General features: G+C 70.3%; 20 protein-coding genes. 6 read left to right on the top strand and 14 right to left on the bottom strand.

All coding sequences use genetic code 11. The annotated features are described in order from the left end of the window. Positions 1-20: 20 nt before the first annotated feature. A complete protein-coding gene (locus ACFQV6_RS22720; protein WP_378029562.1) occupies positions 21-1,469 on the bottom strand; it encodes a diguanylate cyclase domain-containing protein in 1,449 nt (482 codons plus the stop codon). 253 nt (positions 1,470-1,722) lie between these two features. Here ACFQV6_RS22720 and ACFQV6_RS22715 point away from each other — a divergent pair, with 253 nt between their 5' ends. Then, positions 1,723-2,943 carry a hypothetical protein gene (locus tag ACFQV6_RS22715; protein WP_378029561.1) on the top strand — a complete coding sequence of 407 codons (1,221 nt, stop codon included), beginning with the start codon at positions 1,723-1,725 and terminating at the stop codon, positions 2,941-2,943. A 52-nt stretch (positions 2,944-2,995) separates the two neighbouring features. On the opposite strand, the gene ACFQV6_RS22710 is transcribed toward ACFQV6_RS22715, so the two are convergent. Both ACFQV6_RS22710 and ACFQV6_RS22705 read right to left on the bottom strand, forming a co-directional pair. Next, entirely contained in the window at positions 2,996-3,751 is a 756-nt protein-coding gene (locus ACFQV6_RS22710; protein WP_378029560.1) for an SDR family NAD(P)-dependent oxidoreductase, read from the bottom strand. 10 nt (positions 3,752-3,761) lie between these two features. After that, positions 3,762-4,442 carry a TetR/AcrR family transcriptional regulator gene (locus ACFQV6_RS22705; RefSeq protein WP_378029559.1) on the bottom strand — a complete coding sequence of 227 codons (681 nt, stop codon included), beginning with the start codon at positions 4,440-4,442 and terminating at the stop codon, positions 3,762-3,764. A gap of 88 nt (positions 4,443-4,530) precedes the next feature. Here ACFQV6_RS22705 and ACFQV6_RS22700 point away from each other — a divergent pair, with 88 nt between their 5' ends. Then, complete coding sequence (locus ACFQV6_RS22700; protein WP_378029558.1) at positions 4,531-5,583, top strand: hypothetical protein; 1,053 nt, start codon at positions 4,531-4,533, stop codon at positions 5,581-5,583. A 39-nt stretch (positions 5,584-5,622) separates the two neighbouring features. Here the strand turns inward: ACFQV6_RS22700 and ACFQV6_RS22695 are convergent, their stop codons facing one another. The 3 genes from ACFQV6_RS22695 to ACFQV6_RS22685 are packed head-to-tail and all read right to left on the bottom strand — an operon-like array spanning position 5,623 to position 9,073. Then, positions 5,623-6,936 carry an MFS transporter gene (locus tag ACFQV6_RS22695; protein ID WP_378029557.1) on the bottom strand — a complete coding sequence of 438 codons (1,314 nt, stop codon included), beginning with the start codon at positions 6,934-6,936 and terminating at the stop codon, positions 5,623-5,625. After that, positions 6,933-7,763 (bottom strand): SDR family NAD(P)-dependent oxidoreductase, encoded by an 831-nt coding sequence (locus ACFQV6_RS22690; protein ID WP_378029556.1) that lies wholly within the window; start codon positions 7,761-7,763, stop codon positions 6,933-6,935. The genes ACFQV6_RS22695 and ACFQV6_RS22690 overlap by 4 nt, the downstream gene beginning before the upstream one ends. Beyond that, the gene (locus ACFQV6_RS22685; protein WP_378029555.1) at positions 7,760-9,073 is read right to left on the bottom strand and encodes a flavin-containing monooxygenase; all 1,314 of its coding nucleotides are present in this window, start codon (positions 9,071-9,073) and stop codon (positions 7,760-7,762) included. Before ACFQV6_RS22685 ends, ACFQV6_RS22690 begins: the two co-directional genes overlap by 4 nt. Positions 9,074-9,205: 132 nt before the next feature. Here ACFQV6_RS22685 and ACFQV6_RS22680 point away from each other — a divergent pair, with 132 nt between their 5' ends. Further along, positions 9,206-10,354 carry a helix-turn-helix domain-containing protein gene (locus ACFQV6_RS22680; protein ID WP_378029554.1) on the top strand — a complete coding sequence of 383 codons (1,149 nt, stop codon included), beginning with the start codon at positions 9,206-9,208 and terminating at the stop codon, positions 10,352-10,354. Between the two features lie 214 nt (positions 10,355-10,568). Here the strand turns inward: ACFQV6_RS22680 and ACFQV6_RS22675 are convergent, their stop codons facing one another. Then, positions 10,569-11,444 (bottom strand): universal stress protein, encoded by an 876-nt coding sequence (locus ACFQV6_RS22675; protein ID WP_378029553.1) that lies wholly within the window; start codon positions 11,442-11,444, stop codon positions 10,569-10,571. 225 nt (positions 11,445-11,669) lie between these two features. Between ACFQV6_RS22675 and ACFQV6_RS22670 the strand changes: the two genes are divergently transcribed. Further along, a complete protein-coding gene (locus tag ACFQV6_RS22670) occupies positions 11,670-12,242 on the top strand; it encodes a hypothetical protein (protein ID WP_378029552.1) in 573 nt (190 codons plus the stop codon). A gap of 171 nt (positions 12,243-12,413) precedes the next feature. On the opposite strand, the gene ACFQV6_RS22665 is transcribed toward ACFQV6_RS22670, so the two are convergent. The 5 genes from ACFQV6_RS22665 to ACFQV6_RS22645 all read right to left on the bottom strand — a co-directional run bounded on the left by ACFQV6_RS22665 (position 12,414) and on the right by ACFQV6_RS22645 (position 17,830). Next, entirely contained in the window at positions 12,414-13,817 is a 1,404-nt protein-coding gene (locus tag ACFQV6_RS22665; protein WP_378029551.1) for an SGNH/GDSL hydrolase family protein, read from the bottom strand. Positions 13,818-14,109: 292 nt separating this feature from the next. Next, a complete protein-coding gene (locus tag ACFQV6_RS22660; RefSeq protein ID WP_378029550.1) occupies positions 14,110-14,946 on the bottom strand; it encodes an SDR family NAD(P)-dependent oxidoreductase in 837 nt (278 codons plus the stop codon). Positions 14,947-14,995: 49 nt separating this feature from the next. Next, positions 14,996-15,886, bottom strand: a complete 891-nt coding sequence (locus ACFQV6_RS22655; protein ID WP_378029549.1) for an alpha/beta fold hydrolase — start codon at positions 15,884-15,886, stop codon at positions 14,996-14,998. A 65-nt stretch (positions 15,887-15,951) separates the two neighbouring features. Beyond that, on the bottom strand, positions 15,952-16,920 hold the full coding sequence (locus ACFQV6_RS22650; RefSeq protein WP_378029548.1) for an aldo/keto reductase: 969 nt from the start codon (positions 16,918-16,920) through the stop codon (positions 15,952-15,954). Between the two features lie 34 nt (positions 16,921-16,954). Continuing rightward, positions 16,955-17,830 (bottom strand): helix-turn-helix transcriptional regulator, encoded by an 876-nt coding sequence (locus tag ACFQV6_RS22645; RefSeq protein ID WP_378029547.1) that lies wholly within the window; start codon positions 17,828-17,830, stop codon positions 16,955-16,957. A 99-nt stretch (positions 17,831-17,929) separates the two neighbouring features. Here ACFQV6_RS22645 and ACFQV6_RS22640 point away from each other — a divergent pair, with 99 nt between their 5' ends. Continuing rightward, positions 17,930-18,559, top strand: a complete 630-nt coding sequence (locus ACFQV6_RS22640; RefSeq protein WP_378029546.1) for a VOC family protein — start codon at positions 17,930-17,932, stop codon at positions 18,557-18,559. 532 nt (positions 18,560-19,091) lie between these two features. Here the strand turns inward: ACFQV6_RS22640 and ACFQV6_RS22635 are convergent. Next, positions 19,092-20,051 (bottom strand): PaaX family transcriptional regulator C-terminal domain-containing protein, encoded by a 960-nt coding sequence (locus ACFQV6_RS22635; RefSeq protein ID WP_378029545.1) that lies wholly within the window; start codon positions 20,049-20,051, stop codon positions 19,092-19,094. A gap of 461 nt (positions 20,052-20,512) precedes the next feature. Between ACFQV6_RS22635 and ACFQV6_RS22630 the strand changes: the two genes are divergently transcribed. Further along, complete coding sequence (locus tag ACFQV6_RS22630) at positions 20,513-21,577, top strand: arabinan endo-1,5-alpha-L-arabinosidase (RefSeq protein WP_378029544.1); 1,065 nt, start codon at positions 20,513-20,515, stop codon at positions 21,575-21,577. Between the two features lie 154 nt (positions 21,578-21,731). On the opposite strand, the gene ACFQV6_RS22625 is transcribed toward ACFQV6_RS22630, so the two are convergent. Next, positions 21,732-24,914: a LamG-like jellyroll fold domain-containing protein gene (locus ACFQV6_RS22625; RefSeq protein ID WP_378029543.1), complete on the bottom strand. Its 3,183-nt coding sequence runs from the start codon at positions 24,912-24,914 to the stop codon at positions 21,732-21,734. Positions 24,915-25,187: the final 273 nt, after the last annotated feature.

Below are 25,187 nucleotides of genomic sequence, written 5' to 3'. Positions count from 1 at the left end.
GAGTCAGTAACATCGCCGGTTCATTGATGTGCGCCTTTTTCAGACCACGCTGTGACCTCTCTGCCTCGGGCCACCACGGTGGTGCCGGTAGCCCGTTCCGCGTCGTACACCCGCACCTGCCGGCCGCGGCAGGTCTTGGCGCCGTACATGGCCAGATCGGCATGGTGCAGCAGCTCGGCTGGATCGTTGAGGCCGGGGCCGGTCACCGCGATGCCGATGCTCGCGCGGGCCTGCAACTCGGTGTCGTCGACGACGACCGGCGTCTTCATCTCGGTGAGGATGCGGTCGGCGACCGCGACGGCTTGACCGGCTGAGGCGACTGAGCACAGCAGTACCGCGAACTCGTCGCCGCCGAGCCGGCCGACCAGGGCGGTGCTCGGAACGCACCGCCGAAGCAGGCCCGCGACGGCCACGAGCAGGGCGTCGCCGTACCGGTGCCCGTAGGTGTCGTTGATCTGTTTGAAGCCGTCCAGGTCGATGAAGAGGACCGCCGGGCCATGGTCGCCGTCGCGGTGCAGCGGGGCGTCGAAGAGGCCGCCTAGGAAGGCGGCCCGGTTGATCAGGCCGGTCAGGTGATCGTGGCGGGCCTCGTACGCGAGTTGCTCCTGCAGTGCGCGGCGGGTGGTGATGTCTCGATAGGTCACCACGATGCCCTCCACCGCGGGGTTGCTGGTCAGGTTCCGCATGGTCGCCTCCAGCCACCGCCAGCCGCCGTCGGCGTGACGAACCCGCAGTTGCACCTCGACCTGTTCACCCGGCTGCCCGGCGACCTTCCGCAGAGCCTGCTCGATCGCTGCGGAGTCGTCGTCGTGGATGTGTTCCCGATAGGAGTTGTGGTAGACCTCCGGCGGGTATCCGGTGACGTTGACGATCGCCGGGCTCAGGTAGGTGGGCAGTCCGTCGGCGCCGAGAACGGCGACCACATCCGTCGAGTCCTGCACCAGCTCCTGGAAGTGGGCCGCGTTGCGGCGGGCCTCGGCCTCGGCCTGTTCGCGGCCCTCGGCGGAGTGGCCGAGCACGCGGATGAAGAAGACGGTGAGCATCAGCCCGAGCAGGCCGGCGATCTGCGACGCGACCGGCGACAGGTAGCTGAACACCAGATCCAGGGCGATCCCGGCTTGACCGATGACCATGCACAACGCTGTCCAGGCGGCCATCGGACGCCACATCCAGGCTCCGCTGATGCGGATGTGCTGGGTGGCGACCAGTGCGAAGGCCAGCGGGAGGACCGGGCCCCACCCGAGGACGTAGACGATCCAGCCCACCACGAGCAGGTGCAGCACCGCACCCAGTGACGGCCACCGGCCCAGCCGGCCGCGGCGCAACCGGGCCAGTACGGCCGGCTGCTCCATCATCGCGAACAGCACGAAAGGCGCCATGGTCAGAGCCCACGGAGCATGCCCGACCAGCCCGAACGGATGCAGGGCGAGCACGACCGGCAGCGCCAGCAGCGGTTCGACCGCGTGCACGGCTGCCTTCCGCAAACGACTTCGCCGACTCTCCATGCCCAGCCTCTCCCACTTGCTCAACGGGGAACACGATCGGCCGAGCTCCGCGGAATGTGAGGACAGCGCGGCAGGTTCGCGAGCGCCCGGCACGGTTTGGTCGCCCGTCGTGGCCCGCCGATATACTCGCGGTGCCCCTCGGCGCGGCGCATTCGCCGCTCCGTGCGCGGGCCCCGCATGGGGCGCCGGTGAACTGCGTTGAAAGGTCACCGGCGAAATGCGCGTCCTCGCGTCCCCTGCTGCCGTCATGCGCTCCTACGCCGAGGTGCTCCGGCTCCCCGGTGCCGCGCGACCCCTCGCCGGCGTCGCACTCGCCTCGGTGCCGATCGGCGCGCTGAGCCTGGCGATGGTCCTGCTGGTCGAGGCCTCCACCGGTCGCTACGACCTCGCCGGATTGGTGGCGGGCGCGCTCGCCCTCGGCACGGGAGCCGGCATCCTCGCTCAGGGCAGGCTGATGGACCGGTTCGGCCAGACGCTGGTGCTGAACACGGCAGTGATGGTGCAACTTCCGGCCCTCTGCGTCGTCGTGTTCGCCGTGCGGGGGTGGGGGCCGGCGTGGCTGCCGGTGCTGCTCGCCTTCGTTGCCGGCGCGTGCGAGCCGCAGGTGGGCGGTGCGGTGCGGGCGCTGTGGCCGAGGCTGGCTCCGGAACGGCTCCGGGGTGCGGCTCACGCGTGGACCTCGGTGATCTTCGAGTCCGCGGTGCTGGCCGGGCCGCTGCTGCTGATCCCGGCCATGGCGGTGGCGGGTCCGGCCGGTGGGGTGCTGTGTTGCGGATTGTTGTTCGCGGCCGGCGGGCTGCTGCTGGCGTCGAGCGGGGCCTCTCGCGGGTGGCGGCCGGGTTCGCCCGCCGGTGCCGGGCCGGCGGGGGCGCTCGCCAGTCCGGGCGTCCGTGTGCTGGCGGTTCTGGCCGCGATGGTCGGCGCGGTGGGTGGCTGCGTCCAGTTCTCGGCCGTGACGCTCGCCGCTTCTTTCGGCATGCCGTCGTCAGCGACCTGGCTCTACGCGGCGCTTTCCACGGGCAGCCTGATCGGTGTCGTGGCCGGCGGTGCGCGGCTGGGGCCGGGGGAGCCGGGACGCCGGCTGGCAGTGATGGCCGGAGGCCTCGCGGCCGCGGTGATCGGATGTGCTCTGGCGCCGGGGCTCGCCGTGCTCGGTGTGGCGATGTTCTGCGGCGGGCTGCTGCTCGGGCCGCTGGCCGCGGCGTGTTTCGCACTGGTGGCAGCGCACATCCCGGCCGGTACGGAGGCCGGTGGCTACACGACGCTGACAGCGGCGTCCCTGGCGGCACACGCGACGGCGGTCGCGTGCGCTGGGTTGCTGACCGAGACGGCCGGCGAGGAGGCGGGTCTGCTGGTCGGCGCGGGGATCGCGCTCGCGGCGGTGCCGCTGGTGCTCATGTCTCGCGCGCTGCGCGAACATCCGGGAGATCTTGGATGATTGACCACACCGGAGGGTGCTGAAACACCCAAGATCGCCCGATGAAGCGCGGTCAGCGGAAGACCAGGCCGGCGCCGACCTCGAGGACCTGACCGGTCAGCGCGGCCGAGCCGTCCGAGGCCAGCAGGCGTACGGTCGCCACCAGATCCTCCGGGACCAGAGTGCGCGGGATCGCCTGCCGGGCCACCACCGGCGCCTGATGATCGTTCCCGCCCCGGCCGGCCGCGCGGTCGCTCTCCTCGAGTTCGTCCTCGCCCTCGGTGCGGATCGCGCCGGGGGACAGGGCGTTGACGGTGACGCCGCCGGGGCCCAGGGCGCGGGCCAGCGAGCGGGTCAGGCCGATCAGCGCCGCCTTGCTCGCCACGTAGGCGGGACCGGACGGGCCGCCCAGGACGACCGTCGGTGACACGACGTTGATGATGCGGCCCCAGCCGCGCTCGGCCATCGCGGTGCCGAGCTGCTGGGCGAGCAGCATCGGCGCGGTGATGTTGACGGCGAAGGTGGCCTGCCATTCGCCGACGGTCATCGCCTCGATCGGGACGTTCGAGGCGCGGGCCGCATTGTTGATCAGCACGTCCACGTCGCCGGCACGCTCGGCGAGACCGGCGACGGCGGCGGGGTCGGCGAGGTCGGCGTCGAGGGTTTCGGCCTGGGCGCCGAGGTCACGGCACTGCCGGGCGACGCTGTCGGCCTGCTCGGCGGCGTCGAAGTGGTGCAGCAGCAGGGTGACGCCGGGACGGGCGAGCCCGGCCGCTAGGGCCGCGCCGATGCCGCGGCGGGCGCCGGTGACGAGGATGCGCTGATTCATCCGCCCATGGTCACACCGCTTCCGTCGAAGAGGTGGGCGAGTCCGTGAGGTGGGCGGTCGCCGAGGATGAGGGCCGGGAGGCGGATGGCGTGGCGAGAAGGGCGTTCACGCCGGCCAGGTAGCCGTCAATTCCGGTCCCGTTGATCAGCAGGCGTTGCAACATGAAGCCCTGGACGAGGCTGAGCATGGCGGCACCGACCTGGTCCGGGTCGGCGTCGGCGGGCAGGTTTCCGGCCCCCTGCCAGCGGCGGGCGATCTCGGCGAAGTGGCCCCGCAGCCGTAGGTAGACGGTGTTGGCCCGTGTGGCGAGCTCGGGGTTCCTCAGCGCCTCGGCCCACACCTGCACCCCGATGCGGGTCAGGTCGGCGTTACTCGCCGGGTCGAGAGCGACCCGGGCGTTGATGCCTTCGGTCAGCATCGTCACGGCCTGCGCGGGCGAGGGTGTGGCGCCGTTGGCGAGCAGGTTCGTGAAGATGTCGTCGGCGGTGGTCAGAGCCGTCTCCGCCACTGCGGCGATCAGCTCCTCCTTGCTGCGGAAATACCGGTACACGGCGCCGGCGGACAGGTCTGCCGCGCTGATGATGTCGGCCATGGAGGTGGCGTGGAAACCGTTGGTGGCGAAGAGCCGCGCGGCGGCGGTCACGATCTCCGCGCGCCGGCCGGCGAGGTACTTCTCTGATACCCGGGGCACGGGCCAACCTTAAAGCGAACGTTCATTCTTGACAACGAGGCGGCGCCTGGGCACACTAAAAACGAACACTCATTCTCTTGGAGGGGTCATGACTACGACTGTCACGCCGGACGCGGGTGCCACGGCGCCGTCACCATGGGCCAAGGTGGGCGCAGCGGTCGCCCTGCTCACGGTGATCATCAGCATCCTGCTCATCGCGTTCGCCTGGCCGTCGGTGCGGACCTCCCTGCACGATGTGCCGATCGCCGTCGCTGGTCCCGCCGCCGCGGCCGATCAGGTCGTCGCCGTCCTCGATCAGCGGATGCCGGGTGGTTTCGACATCACCCGTGTCGCCGACACCTCCGCGGCCGAGGAACTGATCCGTGACCGCGAGGTGTACGGAGCAATCGACTTCAGCAGCGGCACCCCTCAGGTGATCACCGCCTCCGCCGGCAGCGCCTCGATCGCACAGACGCTGCAAGGTGTGGCGACCGCCCTCGGTGAGGCTCAGTCGTCGGGCACCGCCACGAAGGTCGCCGTCCGCGACATCGTCGCCCTGCCCGCGGACGACCCTCGCGGCGCCGGGCTGGCCGCGGCGGGCCTGCCGATGGTCATGGGCGGCATGCTTGCCGCCGTCCTGCTGACCAACCTGCTGAAGGGCGCGAGCCGTCGCGTCACGGGCGCGGTCGCCTTCGCCGTCACCGGTGGCCTGGCGATGACCGCGATCCTTCAATTCTGGTTCGGCTCGCTCGACGGGTCCTATCTCGCCAATGCCGGTGCCATCGCCCTCAGTACTGCCGCGATCTCGCTGACCCTGCTCGGACTGGAGTCGCTACTCGGCTACGCCGGATTCGGGATCGGTGCGGCGGTCATGATGCTGGTCGGCAACACGCTCTCCGGCATCGGGAGTGCACCGCAGATGCTGCCCGGCTGGTCCGGGGCGCTCGGCCAGCTGCTGCCGCCGGGCGCCGGGGGGCAGCTGCTGCGCTCCACCGCCTATTTCGACGGCCACGGCGCCGCCCACGGGCTCACTGTCCTGCTGGCCTGGCTCGCCTTCGGTGCCGTTCTGTGCGTGGCCGGCAGCCTGCGCGCCGGCCGCCGTACCCCGGGAGCGCCGGCTACTGACGCCGCCAGCCGGCCCGTGACCCACGCGACTGCCTGAGCGATCCCACGAGTCCGCCCTCAGGCGGGGTGGAGGCCATCACCCGACCGGCATTCCGCTTCGGTCAAGGGTCCACCGGAGCTGGAACGTGAGCGCCGCAGCCATCAGCACGGCCGGAACCACAGTGAAACCGATGAGCAGAGCGGTGTGGGCGGAGTCCGCTTGCACCACGGTGCGACCTTCCGTGGTCGAGACGAAGCCGCCGGCGGCGAGCACCGCCGCGTACAGGTAAGGCCCGATGGCCGTGCCGGATGCCTCGGTGGCCGTCCAGACGCCGGTGTAGGCGCCGGCCCGGGCCGTGCCGCGCGTCTCGGCCGCCGCGACGGCGTCCGGGACCATCGAGAAGGCGAACAGCTGGAGGCCGGCGAACGCGATGCCCAGGACGACGACCACGGCGACGGCCGGTACGGTGCCGTAGCCGAGCAGCGGGGCGAGGGAGCCGGCCAGGAAGACCGCCTGGGAGATCAGCAGGCCGCGCTGCTTGCCGATCCGCCGTGACACCTTCGTCCAGACGGGGCCGGCGAAGACCGCGGGACCGAGGAACGCACCCATGAACACGGCGGTGAGGCCGGAGTCGCCGAAGACGTACTCGGTGTAGAACGGCAGCGCGGCGAGGAACAGGTGCGTGGTGGTGCCGGTGAACAGGTAGGACAGCGCCAGCGCCCGGAAGTCGCGATCCCGCCAGGCGATCGCGAGGTCACCGCGGACGGAGTGGGCGTTCTCGCCGGGCGTCCGGAAACCGGCGTGGGCGGTGAGGCGCCGCACCCCGGTCAGGGCGACCACGCCGGAGATGACCATGACACCGGAGAGCAGCAGGGCCATCCGGGCGTAGTTCTCCCGCTCGCCCGCGGCGACGAGCGCCGGTGCCGCCACACCGGCGCCGAGCAGGCCGAGGGTCAGGAAGAGCATCCGGAACATGAAGACGCGGGTGCGCTCGTGGTAGTCGATGCGCAGGTCCGAGGGTGTGGTCAGGTACGGCACCTGGAAGCACGCGAAGAGCAGGTTGCCGGCGATGAACCAGCCGCCGACCCACAGCGCCGCGGGTGCGCCGGACAGACCGGCCGGGACCGTGAACATCGCGACCATCACCGCGGCGAGCAGCAGGCCGACGCGCATCATGCCGCGCCGGTGGCCGGTGCGGCGTGCGTCCCGGTCGGATCGGCTGCCCAGCAAGGGATGCACGACCACATCGACGATCTTGGGCAGCAGCAGGGTCAGGCCGGCCAGGAACGGCGAGACGCCGAGGGTGTGGGTGAGGAAGTAGAGGAGCAGCAGGCCGGGGACGGTCACCCACACGCCCATGCCGATCGAGCCGGAGGCGTACGCTAAAAGGTCCTTTCTCCTGGTTCTCATCCGGCGGGCCGGTGGCGTGCGACGACGCCGGCGGCCAGGTCGGCGCCCTCGAACGCGCCGGAACGGACCCGGCGTGCCAGCGTGCGGGCGACGATCCGGTCGGTCAGCGCGGGCAGGTGGCGGGCCAGGAAGAATTCAACGGCACCCCGGCGGGTGGTGGGCAGGTCTCGGCGCGGGCGAGCGCTCAAAGAGGCATTGACAACGGTACGGACGACGCCCTCCAGCGGTTCGTATCGGCTCATGCCCTCCAGCGAGAGCCCGGCCGCGGCGGTCGAGTCGTGGATGGGACTGCGTACGGCGGACGGGTACACGCAGGTGACACCGACATGGGTGCCGATCTCGAGGCGGAGGGCATCCGCGTACGCCACCAGCGCCCGCTTCGACGCTCCGTAAGCGGCAGCCAGCGGCAACTGCATGACCGCCATCCGCGAGGACACCATGACGACCCGGCCGCGCGAGGCGACGAGGGCGTCCACACAGGCGGCCGTGACCCGCCAGGTGCCGAGCAGGTTGAGGTCGAGCTGCCGGCGCACCTCCGCGCCCGGCGGCAGCTCGGCCGGGGCCGGCCCACCGATCCCGGCGTTGTTGATCAGCAGATCGAGCCCGCCCAGCCGGCCGATCGCCGCGTCCACCGCCACCGGCACCGCGTCGTCGTCGGTGATGTCGCAGGCCAGGACCAAGGCCGGATCGTCCGGGCGGGGCGCCAGGTCCAGGCCGACGACGCGGGCGCCGAGCGCGTCCAGCCGGGCGCTGACCGCCCGGCCGAACGTCCCGGACGCGCCGGTGACGAGGACACGCATGCCGCGGGGGTCTCGGCGGGTGCTCATACCAGGGTCTCCTCGGGGCTGAACGGGCTCGCGCCGCGGACGAGGCGACTCCGGCCGGCCGCGATCTCCCGGGGCAGGCCGGCAACGTACTGGTCGAAGTCGATGCGCATGTGCGGGCGCGCGTTCTCACCCCAGCGTTCGACGGCGGCGCGCAGGGCACGCGCGACGGCGCGCTGCTGGTCGTGCAAGGGCGGAAGGGCATAGGAGCCTGAGAGGTACGCGGCAGCAAGCTTCGCCTGCGCCTCGACGACCGGGAGAGCCGCTCCGGTGGACTGCATCAGCCCGACGAAGGCCAGACTGGGGTCGTCGAGGTGGAAGACCCGCTGGTAGAGCGGCAGGCGTTCCGGATCGGGCCCCAGCCAGCGGGGCGACAGGAACGGGATGCTCACCCGATAGCCGGTGGCCCAGACGATCACGTCGACTGGATCCGCGGTCCCGCCGGTGAACACGACCCGGTCCCCGTCGAGGCGGTCGATGCCGGGACGTGCGGCCACCTCGCCGTGGGTGAGGCGGTGCAGGATCGTGTCGCTGATCGTCGGGTGGTTCTGGAACAGGCCGCCGGCGGGAGCGGGCAGGCCGTAGCTCTGCGGTGTGCCGACTGCCAGCCGCAGCATCGTCTCGGCGACGCGCTGGCGAAGGCGCCACGGCAAGGCGGCGAGGGCGGCGCCGGTCGCGTCGGCGGGGCGGCCGAACAGGTATTTCGGGACGATGTGAACGCCGTGGCGGGCGGAGAGCAGCACCGGGCCTCGCGCCGTGTAGGAGGCGTCGACGGCGATGTCCATGGCTGAGTTGCCCATCCCGACCACCAGCACCCGCCGGTCCCGGAAGACGTCGGAGGAGCGGTAGTCGTGCGCGTGCATCTGGGTGCCGCCGAACGTGCCGGGATAGCCGGGATCGGGGAGGCGGGGATCCCAGTTGTGGCCGTTGGCGACGATCACGGCGTCGTACCGTTGCCGGTGACCTGGTTCGGTCGTCACCACCCAGTGCCTGTCGCGTTCGACGTGGGTGACCGTGCTCCCGAACCGCAGGTGCGGTGTGAGCCTCTCGGCGTAGCCGGCCAGATATTCGGCGACACGGCCGGCCGACGGGTAGTCGGGCCAGTCGGCCGGCATCGGGAAGTCGGCGAACTCGGTACGGCCTTTGCTGGTGTTCAGGTGCAGGGAGGCATAGGTTTCCCCGGCCCACAGGCCGCCGGGCCGGTCACCCCTCTCGTATCCGGTCACCTCACAGCCGGCGTCGAGCAGGGCCTTGACCGCGGCCAGGCCGGCGGCTCCCGCGCCGATCACGGCGACACGTGGGGGAGGGGCCATGCGATCTCTCCTTGGCGGTGTTGTAGCGGTGACCAAACCGTAGGTCCTGCCAGGTGAGCCTGGACATGGTGCGGGCCATGCCGTTCGGGGATCTAGTTGTGGGCCACCACAAGGCCAGGGCAGCATGGCGGCATGCACCCCGCTGACGACTGGACGGCCGTGGTCGAACTCATCGAACGGGTCGTGGGCGACGAGGACCTGCTGCCGTCGGTCATCGCCGGGGTGCGCACGACGGTGCGTGAGGTCGCGGGGCTGCCACCGTCCGACATCGCCGGGCACACGCGGGCGCTTCTCGTCGCCGCGACTCGCGCCCTGGCCGCCCGGCGCGGGCCCACCGAGGCCGAGCTGTCGTTCGTCGAGGAACTCGGTGTCACCCGGGCCCGGCAGGGTGTTCCGATCGAGGCGGTGCTCAGCGCCATCCACGTCGCCGAACGCGCGATCTGGGCACGGGCGCGGGAACTCGCCGGCTCCGAAGGGGTCGGGGCCGACCGGTTGCTCGACGCGCGGGAGCTCTACGACGACTGGGCCGATGCCGTACGGGCCCGGCTGATCACCGCGCACCGGGCTGCGAAGATCGGCACGGAACCACAGCGGGGCGGGCGGGACGCGGCGATTCTGCGGCGGCTGCTCCAGGGCGGTTCGGCTGCTGCGCTGGCGGTCGCGGAGGCGGGTTTGCCGGTCGCCGACGGGCTGTGGGTGCTGGTCACCCGGCCGGGCGCTGAACGAGCGCTGCGCGAACATCTACCGGTGCTGTGCGCTGTTGTTGACGACCTGCTCATCGGCGTCCTGTCACGGGAGCCTTCCTCTCTGGTGCCTTTCTCTCTGGTGCCTTCCTCTCCTGTGCCTTCCTCTCCTGTGCCGACCGCGGGTCTCGCTGGTCCTGCCGAGCCTGAGAAGCTGGCACCCGTACAGCGCCTTGCCGCCGCCGCACTCGCCGCCGCCGAAACGACCGGCCGCACCGGGGTGGTCCACATCGCCGACGTGGCGTGGCTGGCCGCGCTCACCGAACGAGCGGACCTGGCCGCGGTGCTCCTCGACCGGCACCAGCGCGCCTGGGCCACCCTCGGATCCAACGCCGAGCCGGTGGCGCGCGCCGTCCTGACCTGGCTGGAGAGCGACCGGGACGTCACCGTCGCCGGCGGGAAGCTGTTCGTGCACCCCAACACGGTGCGCAACCGGGTTCAGCGCTTCGCCGAGGTCACCGGCATCGACCCGGTCAGCACCTTCGGCGCCACCAACGCCTGGTGGCTGTGCCGCACCTGGCTGCGGGAAGCGACCTGATCGGCGGTCGGCCGCGGCCCGGAGGTCTGATCCACACAGATCTGAACCGGAACTGGCGTGCAGCGCGGATCCGAGGCGCGCCGCTGAGGCCTGGTACCTGGCTGTTCGCGAGGGCGAGGACCGCATGCGCGCGGCCCACGAGGAGTTCGTGGCGCTCGTCCGTGAGGAACTCGGCACCTCCGCCCCCGGATCAGTGAAGCGACGTGACGGCCGGTCAGCGATCCGCGTCGTGGCCCGCCGTCACCACCATCACCGGACACGGCGCATGGTCGATCAAGGTGCGCGACGTCGACCCCATCACCAGGCCGCGGAACCCGCCGAGCCCCCGAGAACCGGCGATCAGCAGGCCGGCCCCGGTGCGCTCACTGAAAGCGATCAACGCCGCGGCGGCCGACTCACCCGTGATGACCTCGGTGCGGTACTCGACGTCCGGGTACCGCGCGCCCACACCGTGCGCGCCCGCCGCGGAGTCGCCCACCGTGGCCCAGAACGGCAGGGTGCTCGTCGCGATCGCGCCGGCCGAGCTCTTGCGCGGGGAGTGGTAGGCGAGGACCAGTTCCGTACGGCGCAGCCGAGCCTGCCTGAAGGCGGCCTCGGCCGCGGCACGGGAACCAGAGGAACCGTCGGTGCCGACCACGATCGGCCCGTCGTCGGACAGGTGATCATCCCCGCGCAGGATCACGACCGGGCAGTGCGCATGCGCTGCGACCTGGGTGGCGACCGAGCCGGTCAGCAGCCCGGCGAACCCGCCCGCCCCGCGGTGCCCGACGACGATCAGTTGTGCCACGCGGGAGGCGTCGACGAGGATCGCGCCGGCCGGGCCGTCGAGCAGCCGGGTGCTCACCGCCAGATCAGGGTGCTCCTCCTGGACCTCGTGCGCGGCCTTCGCCAGCAGCTCGAGCATCGCCACGCGCGGTCCCTGCCCGAGCAGGTCGTAGCCGGCGTGGAAGGGCGGCAGGATGACCGGCCAGCCCAGGGCGTGGGTGATCTGCAGGGCGCTACCGCGTCGCAGCGCCTCGCGGGCGCCGTAGTGGACGGCGGCGCGGGCAGTCGCGGAACCGTCGAAGCCGACGATCACAGGGGCGTTCATGGGAACCTCCATCGTTCGTCTTTGCGCTTCCGCTCAGCTGTCTTGCGCTGACGCGTGCAGTGCACCGGGTTGGTCTCATTCAGCATGTCTGTCGGCCTGGGTTCCGGCAGCGGGCAACCCCGGACAGAAAATGGGCTGATAAATGACCGGCCACCGGCAATTAACGGTCAACCCTCGGAGACTCGTATCATCTGTCCAACGTGGTCGGAACATGGGGGGATTTCGATGATCGGACAGTTGCGGGCGGCCTCGTCAGTGATCGGCCGCCGGGCCACTCTCAAGTACCTGATGCTGGGCGCGGTCGCGGCCACGGTCGCCGCGTGCAGCAACAAGACGACGCCGGGCACGTCGGCGGGGCAGAGCCCGACGGTCGCCGCCCTGGCGGTGGAGGCCTTCGCGGCGGGCAAGTGGAAGGTGACGTCGACGGTCACCCGGATCGGCTACGACAAGCCCACGGTCGCCACCGGGGAACTCACCATCGGCGCCGGCAAGTGGAGCGCCGAGCGGGGGCTGTTCTTCGATGATTACGGCGCCGGCGGGGAGTACAAGATCACGGGGGACGCCCTGTCCGTCACCCTCCGCGGCTTGCCGGAAAATCAGGTGGAGTACACGCAGAAAGATCTCGTCTTCGCGGGCAGCGGAATACCGGCTACCATCCCGGCCGGCGCGTTCATCCTCGGCTGGGCGCTGGAGGAGCGAAGCCAGACCTGCGACACCCAGTGGGACGGCACAACCCTGACAATCGCCGGCAACGACTTCTATGAAAACCCCACCCTGGTCACCGCCACCCGCGTCTGACCAACCGCCGCCGGCCGCCACCTGCAATGCGAGCGGCAGCCACCCGCAGTGCGAGCGGCAGCCACCCGCAGTGCGAGCGGCAGCCGCCCGCAAATGCGAGCGGCTGCCGCTGCGTGAAGCGCGACTGCCACGTGGCCGTTTCTGACCAGCGCCCCGCCTGGGCCGATCGCCTCAGGCGGCCCGCTTGCCGCTAGCCTCCTTGGCGAACCGTTCGATCTGGGCCACGTCGATGGCGCCGGCCATCGCGAGGAAGCCGGCCCGGTTCGGGTGGAGATGGTCGCCGGGGCCGCCGGCGGAGCTGTTCGTGTCGTACGCCGCCAGCAGGTGGCCCGGGTTTGCCGGGTCTTCGGTCACCGCGGCGAAGTCTGCGACACCGTCGAACACTCCTCCCGTACGGATGAAGGTGTTTATTGTTCTGCGTTTGGTGTCCGTTTCCGGTGTGCCGTAGAGGCCGAAGGCGGTGCCGGCGGAAGGTGTCAGGGTGGCGCCGATGATTTTGATGCCGCGGGCGTGCACCCGCCGGACGATCTCCTGGTAGCCGGCGATCACCTGTTCCGCTGTGGCGCCGCCGCCACCCAGATCGTTGATGCCCTCGAGCAAAATGACCACCTTCACGCCGGGCCGTTCGAGGACGTCGCGGTTCAGCCGGTCGAGTGCCGGCGGGCCGTCGCAGGGGGTGCAGCCGCCCGGCGTGCGCCCGATGCGGGTGACCATGTTCCCGCCGATCGCCTCCGTGATCACGGAGATCCGGCGATGGCCCGGGCGCCGCTCGTCCAGCCTGCGCTGCAGGACGTCGGGCCACCTGTCGTCGCCGTTCACCGTCGAGAAGAAGCCGTCGGTGATCGAGTCGCCGAACGCCACGACCGTGGCGGTGTCCCGCCGCTGCACCTGGACCTCGGAGACGAAGAACCACGAGGTCGTGGAGTGTGGGAACGCCGCGTCGCCGGTGTCGGCGGTGTGGTTGCCGGCGTTCGGGCCGGTCAGGTACGACGTGGTGAACGCCGCCGCGTGCCAGGTCATCGGTCCACTGGCCCCGGCCACGTGCAAGCTGACCGCGAGGTGCTGCGCCTGCGCGTCGGTGACCCTGATCGCCACCGGGTCGCTCAGCACCGTCCGGCCCGCCGCGACCGTGACCGCCGGCCGGCCGGCGAAGGTGACTGGCCGGTTGGTGCCCGGCTTGACGGTGGCGCCGCTCGACTGCAGGCCCGCGTACGCCCGGCCGAAGGTCACCGGCTGCGTGCCGAACTCGTTCGTCAGCCGGATGCGCCAGCTCGTGCCCTCGACGCTCGGGTGCACGATCATGCGCAGCGTCTGGTTCCGCGCCTGGTTGTCGGGGAACGCGGCGGTCAGCAGGGGCGCCTGGTTGCCGGGGCCGGCCGGTCCGGGCAGCCCGGGCTGGGCGACCGAATAGCCGACCGGGTAGACACCCTGCGCCGACCCGGTCCAGGCGTCGGACCAGGGGGCCGGCGAGCCGGCGGTGCTGGTGTTCGGTTCCTGCGCGACGGCGGCGACCGGCGTCAGGATCAGCCACGCGAAGGCGGCGATGACAGCTCTTCTCGGACGTGCGACTCGCATGGCACTCCCTTGTGGATGTCGACGCACTCCATCGACATCCATCGTTACCATGCGAGCCGTGCGGGCTCAATGAGCCGAAGCGTTCTACAACCTTGGTTGATCGGCGGGAGCCTCGGCGGATTGACTGGGTCGCGGCCCAGCTGGCGAGCACCCGCAGCGCGTCGCCGGCCGGCCACCCGGCGTGTGCCGCCGAAGGACGGTAGCCCGGCCTGCTCGGGGGTGCTGCGCTGATAGCCGTGATGGCGCACCCGACGGTCACCTGTGCGCAGGGCCTTTCGGCAGGGGGAGCGGGTCAGGGCGTGGTGATGGACAGCAGTTGGGCGCTGCGGTCCCACAGCTGCCGGGCCAGGTCCATGTCGCGGGATGCGGCGCTGGACGCGGCGGGCTTGCGCCTCTCGTAGTACTCGCCGGACTGCCAGGTGCTGCCCGGCGTGCCCCGGACCAGCCGGACCAGCTCACGGGCGCTCCGCTCAGGGCTGATCGTGATCAGGTACTTCAGCGGGCTGTGATAGGCGAACCGCATCAGGTGGGTGGTGTCGCTGGCGAAGCCGCTGCGCACCACACCGGGGTGGAAAGACACCGCGCTGATGCCCTGGGCCGCGTACCGGCGGTGCAGCTCCCGGGTGAACAGGATGTTCGCCAGCTTGCCGTTGCCGTAGGCCACCTGCGGCTCGTAGTTCTTCTCGTTCTGCAGATCGTCGATGTCGAAGCGGCCGAACCGCTTCGCGGCGACGCTGGCGGTCTGAATGACCTTGGCTTTGCTCGCGGTCAGCGTCGGGAGCAGCAGGGTGGTGAGCAGAAACGGGGCTAGGTGGTTGACCTGGAACGTCTTCTCGAACCCGTCACGGGTCACCACGCGCTCGCCCATGATGCCGCCGGCGTTGTTGGCCAGCACGTCGATCCGCGGGTACCCGGCTCGCAACTGGTCCGCGAGCTCACGGACCTGGGCCAGATCGGTGAAGTCGGCCAGGAAGTGGTCGGCACCGACCTCCCGGGCGACAGCCGCAGTTTTTGCCGGTGACCGGCCGACCAGCACGAGCGTGGTGCCCTCGGCGGCCAGCTGCCGGGCGGCAGCGGCACCGATGCCGTCGCTGGCGCCGGTGATGATGATCGTCTGATGCTGGGGCATGGCGTTGTCTCCTGTACCGAACGACATCGAACGTAGTGGTGGGCCTAGGTCAAGGATTCGCGTCCCAGAAGGCGCGGAGGCGGCCGGCGAGTTGCTCGTGGACCTGCATCGGCAGGGAATGCGTGGTTCCGGGCCAGACCTGGACGGTGGCGTGGGGCAGGTGCCGCGCGCGTGCGGCCGCGCGCTCGCCGCCGGCCAGCGACTGGTCGCCGGCTATCGCGACGTAGGCCGGCATCGTGAGTCGTGCGAGGTTGTCGTCGCTCAGGGGCCGGGGATTCGGCAGGTCGGCGCGGAACTGCTGGGCGGCGGCCGAGATCATGGTGCCGACCGGGGAGTCGGCGCGGACCTCGTCGACGCTCACCCCGCCGATGGCGGCGAGGGCGTGGTCCCGCCAGCTCCGCGGGCCGGGAAGAATCGACACTGTTGCCCAGAAAAACGTGGACGCCGGTGGCCATCGCAGGACGAACACCGGCTCGAGGAGCGTGAGTGTCGCTACTCGGGCCGGGTGGTGAAGGGCGTGCAGGGCTGCTGTGGCGCCCCCGAAGGAGTGCCCCACGGTGTTCGCCCTGTTGATGCCCATCGCCTCGAGCGCCTCGTCGACCCACCTCGCCTGCATCGCGGAGGTCCGTATCGGTGCCGTCTGCACGGACAGGCCGGCGTCGCCGACGGCATCCATGGCGATGAGCGTGCGCCCGGACTCCAGGAGGCCGGGCAGGTTCTCGGCCCACATCGGGACGCCGGAACTCCGGCCGGGAAGGAGCACGACGGGCGTGAGACGAGGATCGTTCCCGGCCCATCGATAGGACCGGACTGTGCCGAGCGACGTGGCGAGGTCGAAGGTCTCCGCCGGTTCGGGGAGGGTGGCCATCGCGACGTGATAGGCGCGGACGTAGGCTTCCCGGCCCTCCTCGCTGCGGAACCGCCCGATCTTCTCTCCCATCGGCGCTCCCTGATGTCCATGGGGCGGGGGTACGCCCGGGGGACGTCAGTTTAGACAGGTGCCGATCACCACCAGTAGTTGTCCTGCGCCTGGTAGGGAGCCTCCAGCTCGGCGACCTCGTCGGCGGTGAGGCCGACCTCGAGAGCGGCGACGGCGTCCTGGAGGTGGTTCGGCTTGGTGGCGCCCACGATCGGGCAGGAGACCACGGGCTTGGACAGCACCCAGGCCAGAGCGACCTGGGCCATCGCGACGCCGCGGCCCTCGGCGACTCGCTGGATGGCGTTGACCACCTGTTCGTCGGCGTCGCGGTCGAACGCCTTGGCGACGTTGTCCGACGACGATCGGGCCGTCTGCTGTCCCCAGGGCCGGGTGGCGCGGCCCTTCGCCAGCGGCGAGTAGGGGGTCAGGCCGGCACCCTGGTCGAGGCACATCGGGATCATGTCCCGTTCCTCCTCGCGTTTGAGCACGTTGTACTGGTCCTGCATCGCCGAGAACGTCGTCCAGCCGTTTGCCGCGGCGGTGTGCTGCAGCTTCGCGAACTGCCACGCCCACATCGACGACGCGCCCAGATAGCGGACCTTGCCCGCCCGCACCAGGTCGTCGAGGGCCCGCATGGTCTCCTCGGCGGGTGTCTCGGCGTCGAATCGGTGCAGGTAGTACACGTCGATGTAATCGGTGCCCAGCCGTCGCAGTGAGGCGTCGGCCTGTTCGAGGATCGCCTTGCGGGACAGGCCGCTGCCGCCCGGTCCGTCGTGCATCTTCCCGCTGACCTTGGTGGCGAGCACGATCTCCTCCCGCCGGGAGAACCTGGTGATCGCCCGGCCGACGAACTCCTCCGAGGTGCCGCCCTGGTAGACGTTCGCGGTGTCCCAGAACGTCACGCCCAGCTCGGCGGCCTGCCGGAAGAACGGCGCGGCGGCGTCCTCGTCCAGCGTCCACTGGTGCATGCCGGCCGTGGCACTGCCGTAGCTCATGCACCCCAGACCGATGCGGCTCACCCTGAGCCCGGTCCGGCCCAGTCGTGTGAATTCCATGCCGTTACCTCCTCGCACGTCCTCCGGACGCCTGTCAGCGGTCCGAGACCGCGGGGACGATCTCGCTGGTGGCTGCCCAAGAGGCGAGCAGGGTGAGAGCCTGTGCGGTCGGTGAGCTGGGTTCGGCCGCGTAGATGGTCAGGTTGGCGCCGTCCTCGGCGCGCATGTCCATCGTCTCGTAGGCGAGTTCGAGGTCGCCCACGATGTGGTGGTGGAAGGTCTTGACGCCGGTGCCGTGGATACGCACGTTGTGGGCGCCCCAGCGGCGGCGGAACTCGTCACTGCGGGTGGACAGCTCGCCGACGAGATCGTGCAGGCCCTTGTCGTGCGGGTCCTTGCCGGCGGCGGTGCGCAGGTTCGCCACGAGCATCTCGGCGGCCAGGCTCCAGTTCGGATAGAAGCGGTGCGCGCCGCTGTCGAGGAACGTGAACCGGCCGAAGTTCGGCACACCGGCGGCGGTGGCGTAGACGTCGCTGTACATGGCGCGGCCGAGCAGGTTGGCGGCGAGCAGGTCCTGCCGGTGGTTCACCACGATCGCCGGGGCGGTGATCGCGTCGAGTGTCCACAACAAGCTCGGCCGTACGGTCCACTGCCGGGGCCGGCGGCTCGGCCGGATCAGCGCGCTGGTGCCGTTGGCCTCCTGTGCCAGGCGCATCAGGTGACCGCGTTCGGCGTCGTCGAGCTGCAGCGCCCGGGCGATCGCCTCCAGGACACCCGCCGAGACGCCGGCCAGCGAGCCGCGCTCGAGCTTGGCGTAGTACTCGACGCTCATTCCGGCCAGCGCGGCGACCTCACTGCGGCGCAGCCCCGGCACGCGGCGCTGCCCGGCGGCCGGGATCCCGGCCCGCTCCGGGGTGATCTTCGCGCGGCGCGTGGTGAGGAAGTCGTGCACTTCGGCTCGGTTGTTCACACCCTCGACGGTACGGCGCTGGTCGCTGAACTGGGATGCACTGGTGGTACACCCATCGGCGGTCAGCGGGTCGGCCGCGCCGATGTTAGGTTCGCCGGCATGACTGCGCAGATCACGGCGGGGCAGTTCCACGCGGCTGATGGTGTCGAGGACTGGCGCTCCCTCTATCACCTGGTCTCGGCCCACTTCCCCACCGGCTCGCTGGCCGAGGGCATCGCGTTCGTCGACGAGATCGGCCGGCTCGCCGGCGAGGCCGAGCAGCAGCATCTCACCATCGACCTGCGGGGCACCGGCGTCACCGTCAGCCTGACTCTGCGCGACATCTCGCTGGCCCGGCGGATCTCCGCCGCCGCCAGGAAGCTGGACATCCCCGCCGACCCGGCCGCCGTTCAGCTCGTCCACGTCACCCTCGACGCGCTCGCCGGCGCGGACGTGCTGCCGTTCTGGCGTGCCGTGCTCGGGTATCGCCAGATCGGCGACGACTACCTGTCCGACCCGGCGCGCCGCGGCCCCGGCCTCGGATTGCAGCAGATGGACGCGCCGCGCCCACAACGCAACCGCATGCACCTCGACGTCGCCGTCCCGCACGATCAGGCCGAGGCGCGCGTCGCCGCTGCCCTCGCCGCCGGAGGCCGCCTGGTCTCCGACGCGCACGCGCCGAAGTGGTGGATTCTCGCCGACTCGGAGGGCAACGAGGCGTGCGTCGCCACCTGGGTGGGCCGGCAATAGCGCGTAGTAGCCGAGTCGCTCGTCCCCGGCCGGTCGGGCGACGGCATATCGATACCAGTGAGGGCCGATCCTAGGAGCCCCCGCTGGAACCTAGCCTCCTAGGATGGCCAACGGGTTGTGATGGGCGCTCATGCCGCCGACTCCCACCGGCGGGGGAGACACCGGGATTGCGGAACATGACGGTGGCCAGGGCAGCACCAGGATTCCGCACAGCGCTGGAGCGGTCGGAAGGTCGCACCCGCCAGCACGGTGCCCAGAGCAGCCGTGAAAATCCACAAAGTCAACATCAAAGACCTGCTTTCGTACGAGAGGACGGGTCGACGCGACCGGAGAGACGCGAGAGTGGCGTCCAGGCGGTCATCGGCGTCAATGCGCAGCGGGGGACGCGATCACGGCTCTGTTTCGGGGATCTGAACCAGCCGTTCCGCGAGAGTGTTATCGTTAACATAGGCGGTTGTCAAGACGCCCGCCTGTCCCCGGCACTTGTCCCCGGCACCTGCTACCGCCGCGTACCGCCCGCCTCCGGCCGCGCCTACCCGGAAACCTCACCCGCCAGCAGATCGGCAACCGTGTTCGCGTGGATCTCCGGCGCCGTACCGCTGCTGTGACCCGCGGCAACAGCCCGCACGTGATCCCCGGCCACCGCAGCCAGCCCGTCATAGACCGCGGTAAAAACCTCACGCGCGGGCAGCCGCAGCCACCCCGCCGGCAACAGCTCCTCCGGCAGCTGCGGATCGAGCGTGGAGAACCGCCGGTAGGTGTCCATCACCGCCGTCCGGGCCTGTACCGCCTGCGCCCCGTCGAACTGCCCGGCGCGCACCCCCGGCAGGACCGTGCTCCAGTGCTGGATGAACGCCTCATATTCAGCCGCGATAGCAGTCAGATCCCAGGCGTCGATCGGATTACGCCCGGCGCCGGTGCTGAGATCTACGTGCCGGGCGCGGAACACCGTCACGGCGTCCAGGTTCACCTCGGCGAGATCGGTCCAGGCCTCCGCGGCGAACTCCCGCGGCGAGATCCACAGGGCGTCGTAGAGCGGCGCGAACCCCGTCCACCGCAGGTGATTGCGCAGCGCACGCCGTTGCACCGCCGCCTCCTGGGGCAGCGAGAACGCGAGCAGCGTCCACCAGCCGTCCCAGCTGCCGGTGCCGGCACCGTACGAAACGACCCAGGTTCCGCCCGCGCTCAGATGGGCCGCGACGGCGCGGTTGAGCCGGTAGGAGGAGTAACGACCGTGCCGGCTGCTCTCCAGAACGCCGCGGCGGGCGAGCCGGCTGATCGCGGTCCGCGCGCCGGCGGCACTCACACCCGACTCGCCGAGCAGCGCCACGATGGCCGCTGACGGCAGCCAGGCTCCGGTGCGCACGGTGTAGTCGGCCAGCAGCGTGATGGCCAGGCCCTGCGGCGAGCTGCCGCTCTGCCGCCGCGGCAGCCGGACGGCGCCCGCCCCTTCGCCGGTGAAGATCTCCTCGATGTCGAACGGGTAGTTCACAGAGAGCTCTCCGGGTGCGTCGGACGGGTGCCTGGGTCGGGTGCCTAGGGCGAGTGCCTAGGACGGGTGCCTGGGTCGGGTGCCTAGGACGGGTGCTGGGTCGGGTGCCTAGGACGGGTGCCTAGGACGGGTGCCTGGGACGAAATTCCGCCCCCGACTGTAAACGCCCCCGAGCAGCGCTCCGACGCCCGTGTGCGGCGAGTCGGACCGCCACATCAACATCACTCGATTGACAGTTAAATGTTCGGGAGGCAAACTAAGTGCCGCGTGAAGCGTTGGGGCACTGAGCGGATCCAGACCCCACAGCGCTGTTCGGCGTTCCGGCCCGTCCCCACCGGGCCTTCCGTGGGCGTCGGCCGCACCCTGGCGTTCGTTGTGAACGCTAACATCCGCCGCGCTCGCCGCCCGGTCCTCATCCCCCTGAGGGACCGGGTCGCACGGGCGCTGACAGGGAGGGCTCCATGCCGAAGTACCGGATTCCCCGGCGAGCGAAGCTCGTCATACCGGTCGCCGCCGTCGTCGTCGCGATGTCCGCAGTGGCACTGCACGCCGAAGCCGCCGTGCAACCGCTCAGCGGCACCAGCACCACGGCGAACCAGGCAGCACCCGTGGCCGCGCTGGCCACACCGACCACTCCGCCGGGTTCCTACCCCAACCCGGGAGCGGTGTCGGGCGCTACCGGAACGCATGACCCGACGATGGTCAAGACGCCCGCCGGCACCTACATCGTGGCGCAGACCGGTAACAACATCCGGCTGACCACGTCCACCGACCGGACCGCGTTCCGGGAGGCCGGTGCCGCCTTCCCCGGCGGTGCACCGTGGACCACGACCTACACCGGTGGCAGCGCCAACCTGTGGGCGCCGGACATCTCGTACCGTAATGGTCAGTACTTCATGTACTACTCGGCCTCCACGTTCGGCTCGAACCGGTCGGCGATCTTCCTGGCCACCAGCCCGAGCGGCGCCTCCGGCAGCTGGACCAACCGCGGCCTGGTGATCGAGTCCCGCACCTCGGACAACTACAACGCGATCGACCCGAACCTGATCGTCGACACCAACGGCCGCTGGTGGCTCAACTTCGGCTCGTTCTGGTCCGGCCTCCAGCAGATCGCCCTGAACCCGTCGACGGGCCTGCGCTCCGACTCCAGCCTGCGCCTGATCGCCGGGCGTAACGGCGGTGCGATCGAGGCACCGCACATGTTCAAGCACGGCTCCTACTACTACCTGTGGGTCTCGTTCGACCGCTGCTGCCAGGGCGCCGCAAGCACCTACCGCATCATGGTGGGCCGCTCGACCAGCCCGAACGGCCCGTTCGTCGACCGCAGCGGCAAGACGATGAGCTCCGGTGGCGGCACCCAGGTCATGGCCGGCCACGGCAGCATCCACGGCCCCGGCCACCAGGCCGTCATCGCCGACACCGACGCCGACGTACTGGTCTACCACTACTACGCCGACAACGGAGCCTCCCGCCTCGGCATCAACCTCCTCGGCTACGACTCCGCCGGCTGGCCCTTCGCCTACTGAGCCCGGCCCCGCCGAGAGCCGGCCGAACAACCTCGGCTGGTCGTGGGTGCTGTCTCAACGCCGTGAGGCAGCACTGGGAGCCGGCTGGGGTTCGCACGAAGCGGAACGGCTCACCCCACGAGCTGTGAGGTGAGCCGTTTTCCGGTAAGTCGTGTCAGCGCTTTTCAGCCGAGTACAGCGCTGCCACCTCCTCGTCGGTCAGGCCGCGGTCGTACGCGTGGACCTGATCGACCGACCCCGACCAGTAGTCGGTCCGGTTGCCCGCGTACTTCGCCCGGCCGACCGACAGCGGCCCGGTGCTCACCACGTCGGAACCGGCCGGCACCGCGGCCACCCGCTGCCCGTCGACGAACAGCCGGGCCTCGCCGGTGGCGTGGTCGCGGACGCCGACCAGGTGGTACCAGCGGTTCAGCTCGGGCGTGACGGCCAGCCGCGCCCGGTTGCCGCCGGGGGTGCTGAAGGCGAACGCGCCCTGCCCGTACTGGAGGTAGAAGGGATTCTCCCGGGCGCGGCCGTCCTGGCTGACGGCTGTGGCGTAGTTGCCGGGCAGCTTGTCCAGCGTGACCCAGGCCGCGATCGTGTAGTCCTTCGTGGTGTCGACCACGGGTGCGGCCGTGTCGGCGGAGTCGCCGTCACCGTCGAAGGACAGGGCGGTGCCGGACAGGCCCGGTGCCCACTTCGTGTCGCCGGTCAGCGTCAGGTCGCTGTCGCCGGCGGTGTCCTGGGCGGTGGTGCCGGTGCCCTCGTCCAGGGACCAGTCGCCGCGGCCGGGGAACGTGGCGTCGGCGCCGGCGGTTGCTCCGGCTGCGACAACTTCGAGGTTGATGGCCCGTACATCTGCGGTGTTGACCTTGATTTCCCGCCTGTCATAGGTCCACAGGCCGTTGAGCTCGGTCTCCAGGTCGGTGATCTGGGTGTAGACCGAGCCGGAGAGTTCGGCGCCGGCGGCCTCGAGGTAGAACCGCTCGGTGTTGTCGACGTACTTGGCGGTCAGCGCGGCCTTGTCCGGAACGCCGCTGTAGATCACGGCCGGCGGGCCGGGCCACATGTGCCCGGGAGTGCGCAGGGTGAAGCCGCCGTGCTCACCGTCCATGGCGATGCGGGTCGCGTCCGGATAGGGCGGATCGTTGTTGACGTAGTCGTGGTGGTCGATCACGTCGCCCTTGCCGGAGTCACCCTTGGAGGCGCAGCAGTTCACACCGCTGTGTGCGTTCAGGATGCGCGACGGGTCCGCGGCCTTGACCTGCTCGGCGATGCGGCCGGTCTCCTCCCGGTTCCACTCGCCCCAGCCCTCGTTGAAGACGATCCAGCCGATGATCGACGGGAAGCTGTGCAGCTGCCGCATCATCTCCCGGCCCTGGCTGAGGAACGCCTCCTGACCCGCGGTGCTGTTGATGTCGGCGGAGACGAAGTCCTGCCAGACCAGCAGGCCGAGCTCGTCGGCGTGCCGGTACCAGCGGGCGGACTCGACCTTGATGTGCTTGCGGACCGCGTTGAAGCCGAGCTTCTTCGTCTCGGCCAGGTCGAACCGCAGGGCCGCGTCGCTGGGCTGGGTGTAGAGGCCGTCCGGCCAGAAACCCTGGTCGAGGGTGGCCAGGGAGAAGACCGGCTTGCCGTTGAGGACGAGCTTCGGGAAGCCGCCGACGTTCTGGACCTTCACCTCGCGCAGGCCGAAGTAGCTGCGCACGGAGTCCTTGCCCAGCTTGACGTCGAGGTCGTAGAGGTACGGGTCGTCCGGGCTCCACAGGCGCGGCTTGTCGATCTTCAGCCGCAGGTCGGTGTTGGCCCGGCCGGTGACCTTGCCGGCGACACGGCCCCTCTTGTCACGTGCCGTGACGGTGGCTGTCGCGTTCGACGCCGACGCGATCCGCACGATCACCGATCCGGTCGGCACGTCCGGCGTACTGATGACCTGGTCGACGGCGACCGGGGCGACCGGCTCGAGCCAAACTGTCTGCCAGATGCCCGACGACGGCTCGTAGACGATGCCGCCCGGGTTGAGCGACTGCTTGCCCTTGGGCTGGTTCGGCCCGGTCACGTCGGTGACCCCGACGATGATCTCCTGCTGACCACGGCCGCGCAGGGCGTCGGTGATGTCGGCGGTGAAGGCCGTGTAACCGCCGGTGTGCTCGGTGACGAGCGTGCCGTTCACCCAGACCTTCGCCTGATAGTCGACGGCGCCGAAGTTCAACTTGATCCGCTGGTTGCGCCAGTCCGACGGCACGGTGACGAGCTTGCGGTAGAACATGTGGTCCTCGCGCCGCTCGATGCCGGACAGCAGCGACTCGACCGGGAACGGCACGGTGATCCGCTCGCCGAGCGCCTTGCCGAAGACCGGCTGCTCACCCGCCTCGGCGCCGGCGAACTCCCACGGGCCGTTCAGGTTGAGCCAGTCCTCGCGGACCAGTTGCGGGCGCGGATATTCCGGCAGCGGGTGCTTCCTGTTGAGCCGCTCGCCCCACGGCGTGGTCATGCGGTGCGTGGAGGTGTTGGTCGCGGAGCGGATGACCTGCGGAACCGTTTCGCCGCCGACGACCAGTCCGCCCGTACCGTCGTAGTTGATCCGAACCCGCTGGTCCTGCTGGATCGCCTCGGCGAGCGTGACCACCAGCTTGGTCGCGTCGCGGCGGTCGATGCGCGCCGACTTGATCGGGAACGGCGTGGTGTCGACCTCGACAACCAGATGCTGCGTCACCTGCGCGACGTCGTTGATTCTGTCGTCGAAATCGGCGACAACCGTCGTACCGTCCTGCCCCACGGTGAACGTGACCGGGAAGACCTGGAAACCGTCCGGCGGGGTGAACGCCGACTCGGGCACGAGCTGCTTCTCCAGCCCGGCACCCGCCCACCGCAGGAACAGGTTGGCGCCGCCGACATCCTGGAACATCTCTATGCGTACGGTGTGCGCCTCACCGCCCACCAGGTGCACCGGCGCGCTGGTCTGCTCGACGTCCCAGTCACCGACCCAGTGGTCGATCACCGGCTGCTCGTCGATCAGGAACCGGAAACCGTTGTCCCCGATCATCGAGAAGGTGTAGTCACCCGTCGCCGGCGCCGTGATCTTTCCGGTCCAGCGGGCGGTCGTGTGCTCGGTGCGCCCGGTGAGCGACTCGAACGTGCCGGCGAGGCCGGGCAGGTCGATGTTCGGGTCGAGCACGATGCCGCCGAGCTGGGCGAAGTCGCGGGCACCTGGCGCCGACATCCGGAAATACTCACCCTTGAGACCGTGCACGGCGGCTTGTTGCGGTTGGGCCGTGGCAGCGCCCGCGGGCGCCACGAACACGGAGAGGGCCAGCAGGACGGCGAACAGGAATGGTCGTAAGGGCGTTCGTGGCATCGAGTGTTTCCCTTCGATCAACGACACGTTGCGCCCACATTGACGCAGTCACATGTGTGATGTCAACGAAAGGAAACAGTTCCGGACATGCGATAAACATTTTCAACCAGCGATCCACCAGCGGGGCTCAGGGTGAGTGCGGCTCAGCTTGGGTGCGACTCGGCTTGAGCGCGGCTTGGTGTGAGTGCCGCTCAGAGTGAATCAGGCGCTCTCTCAGACCGGCGGAGGGCCGTACACCGGTTCACCGAACGGCTCACTCGACGAGTCCCACCC

This window comes from Actinoplanes sp. GCM10030250, from assembly GCF_042666575.1.
Taxonomy (GTDB): Bacteria; Actinomycetota; Actinomycetes; order Mycobacteriales; family Micromonosporaceae; genus Actinoplanes.
The sequence above is the reverse complement of the archived record's forward strand: the minus strand, read 5'-3'. Positions and strand labels throughout refer to the sequence as shown.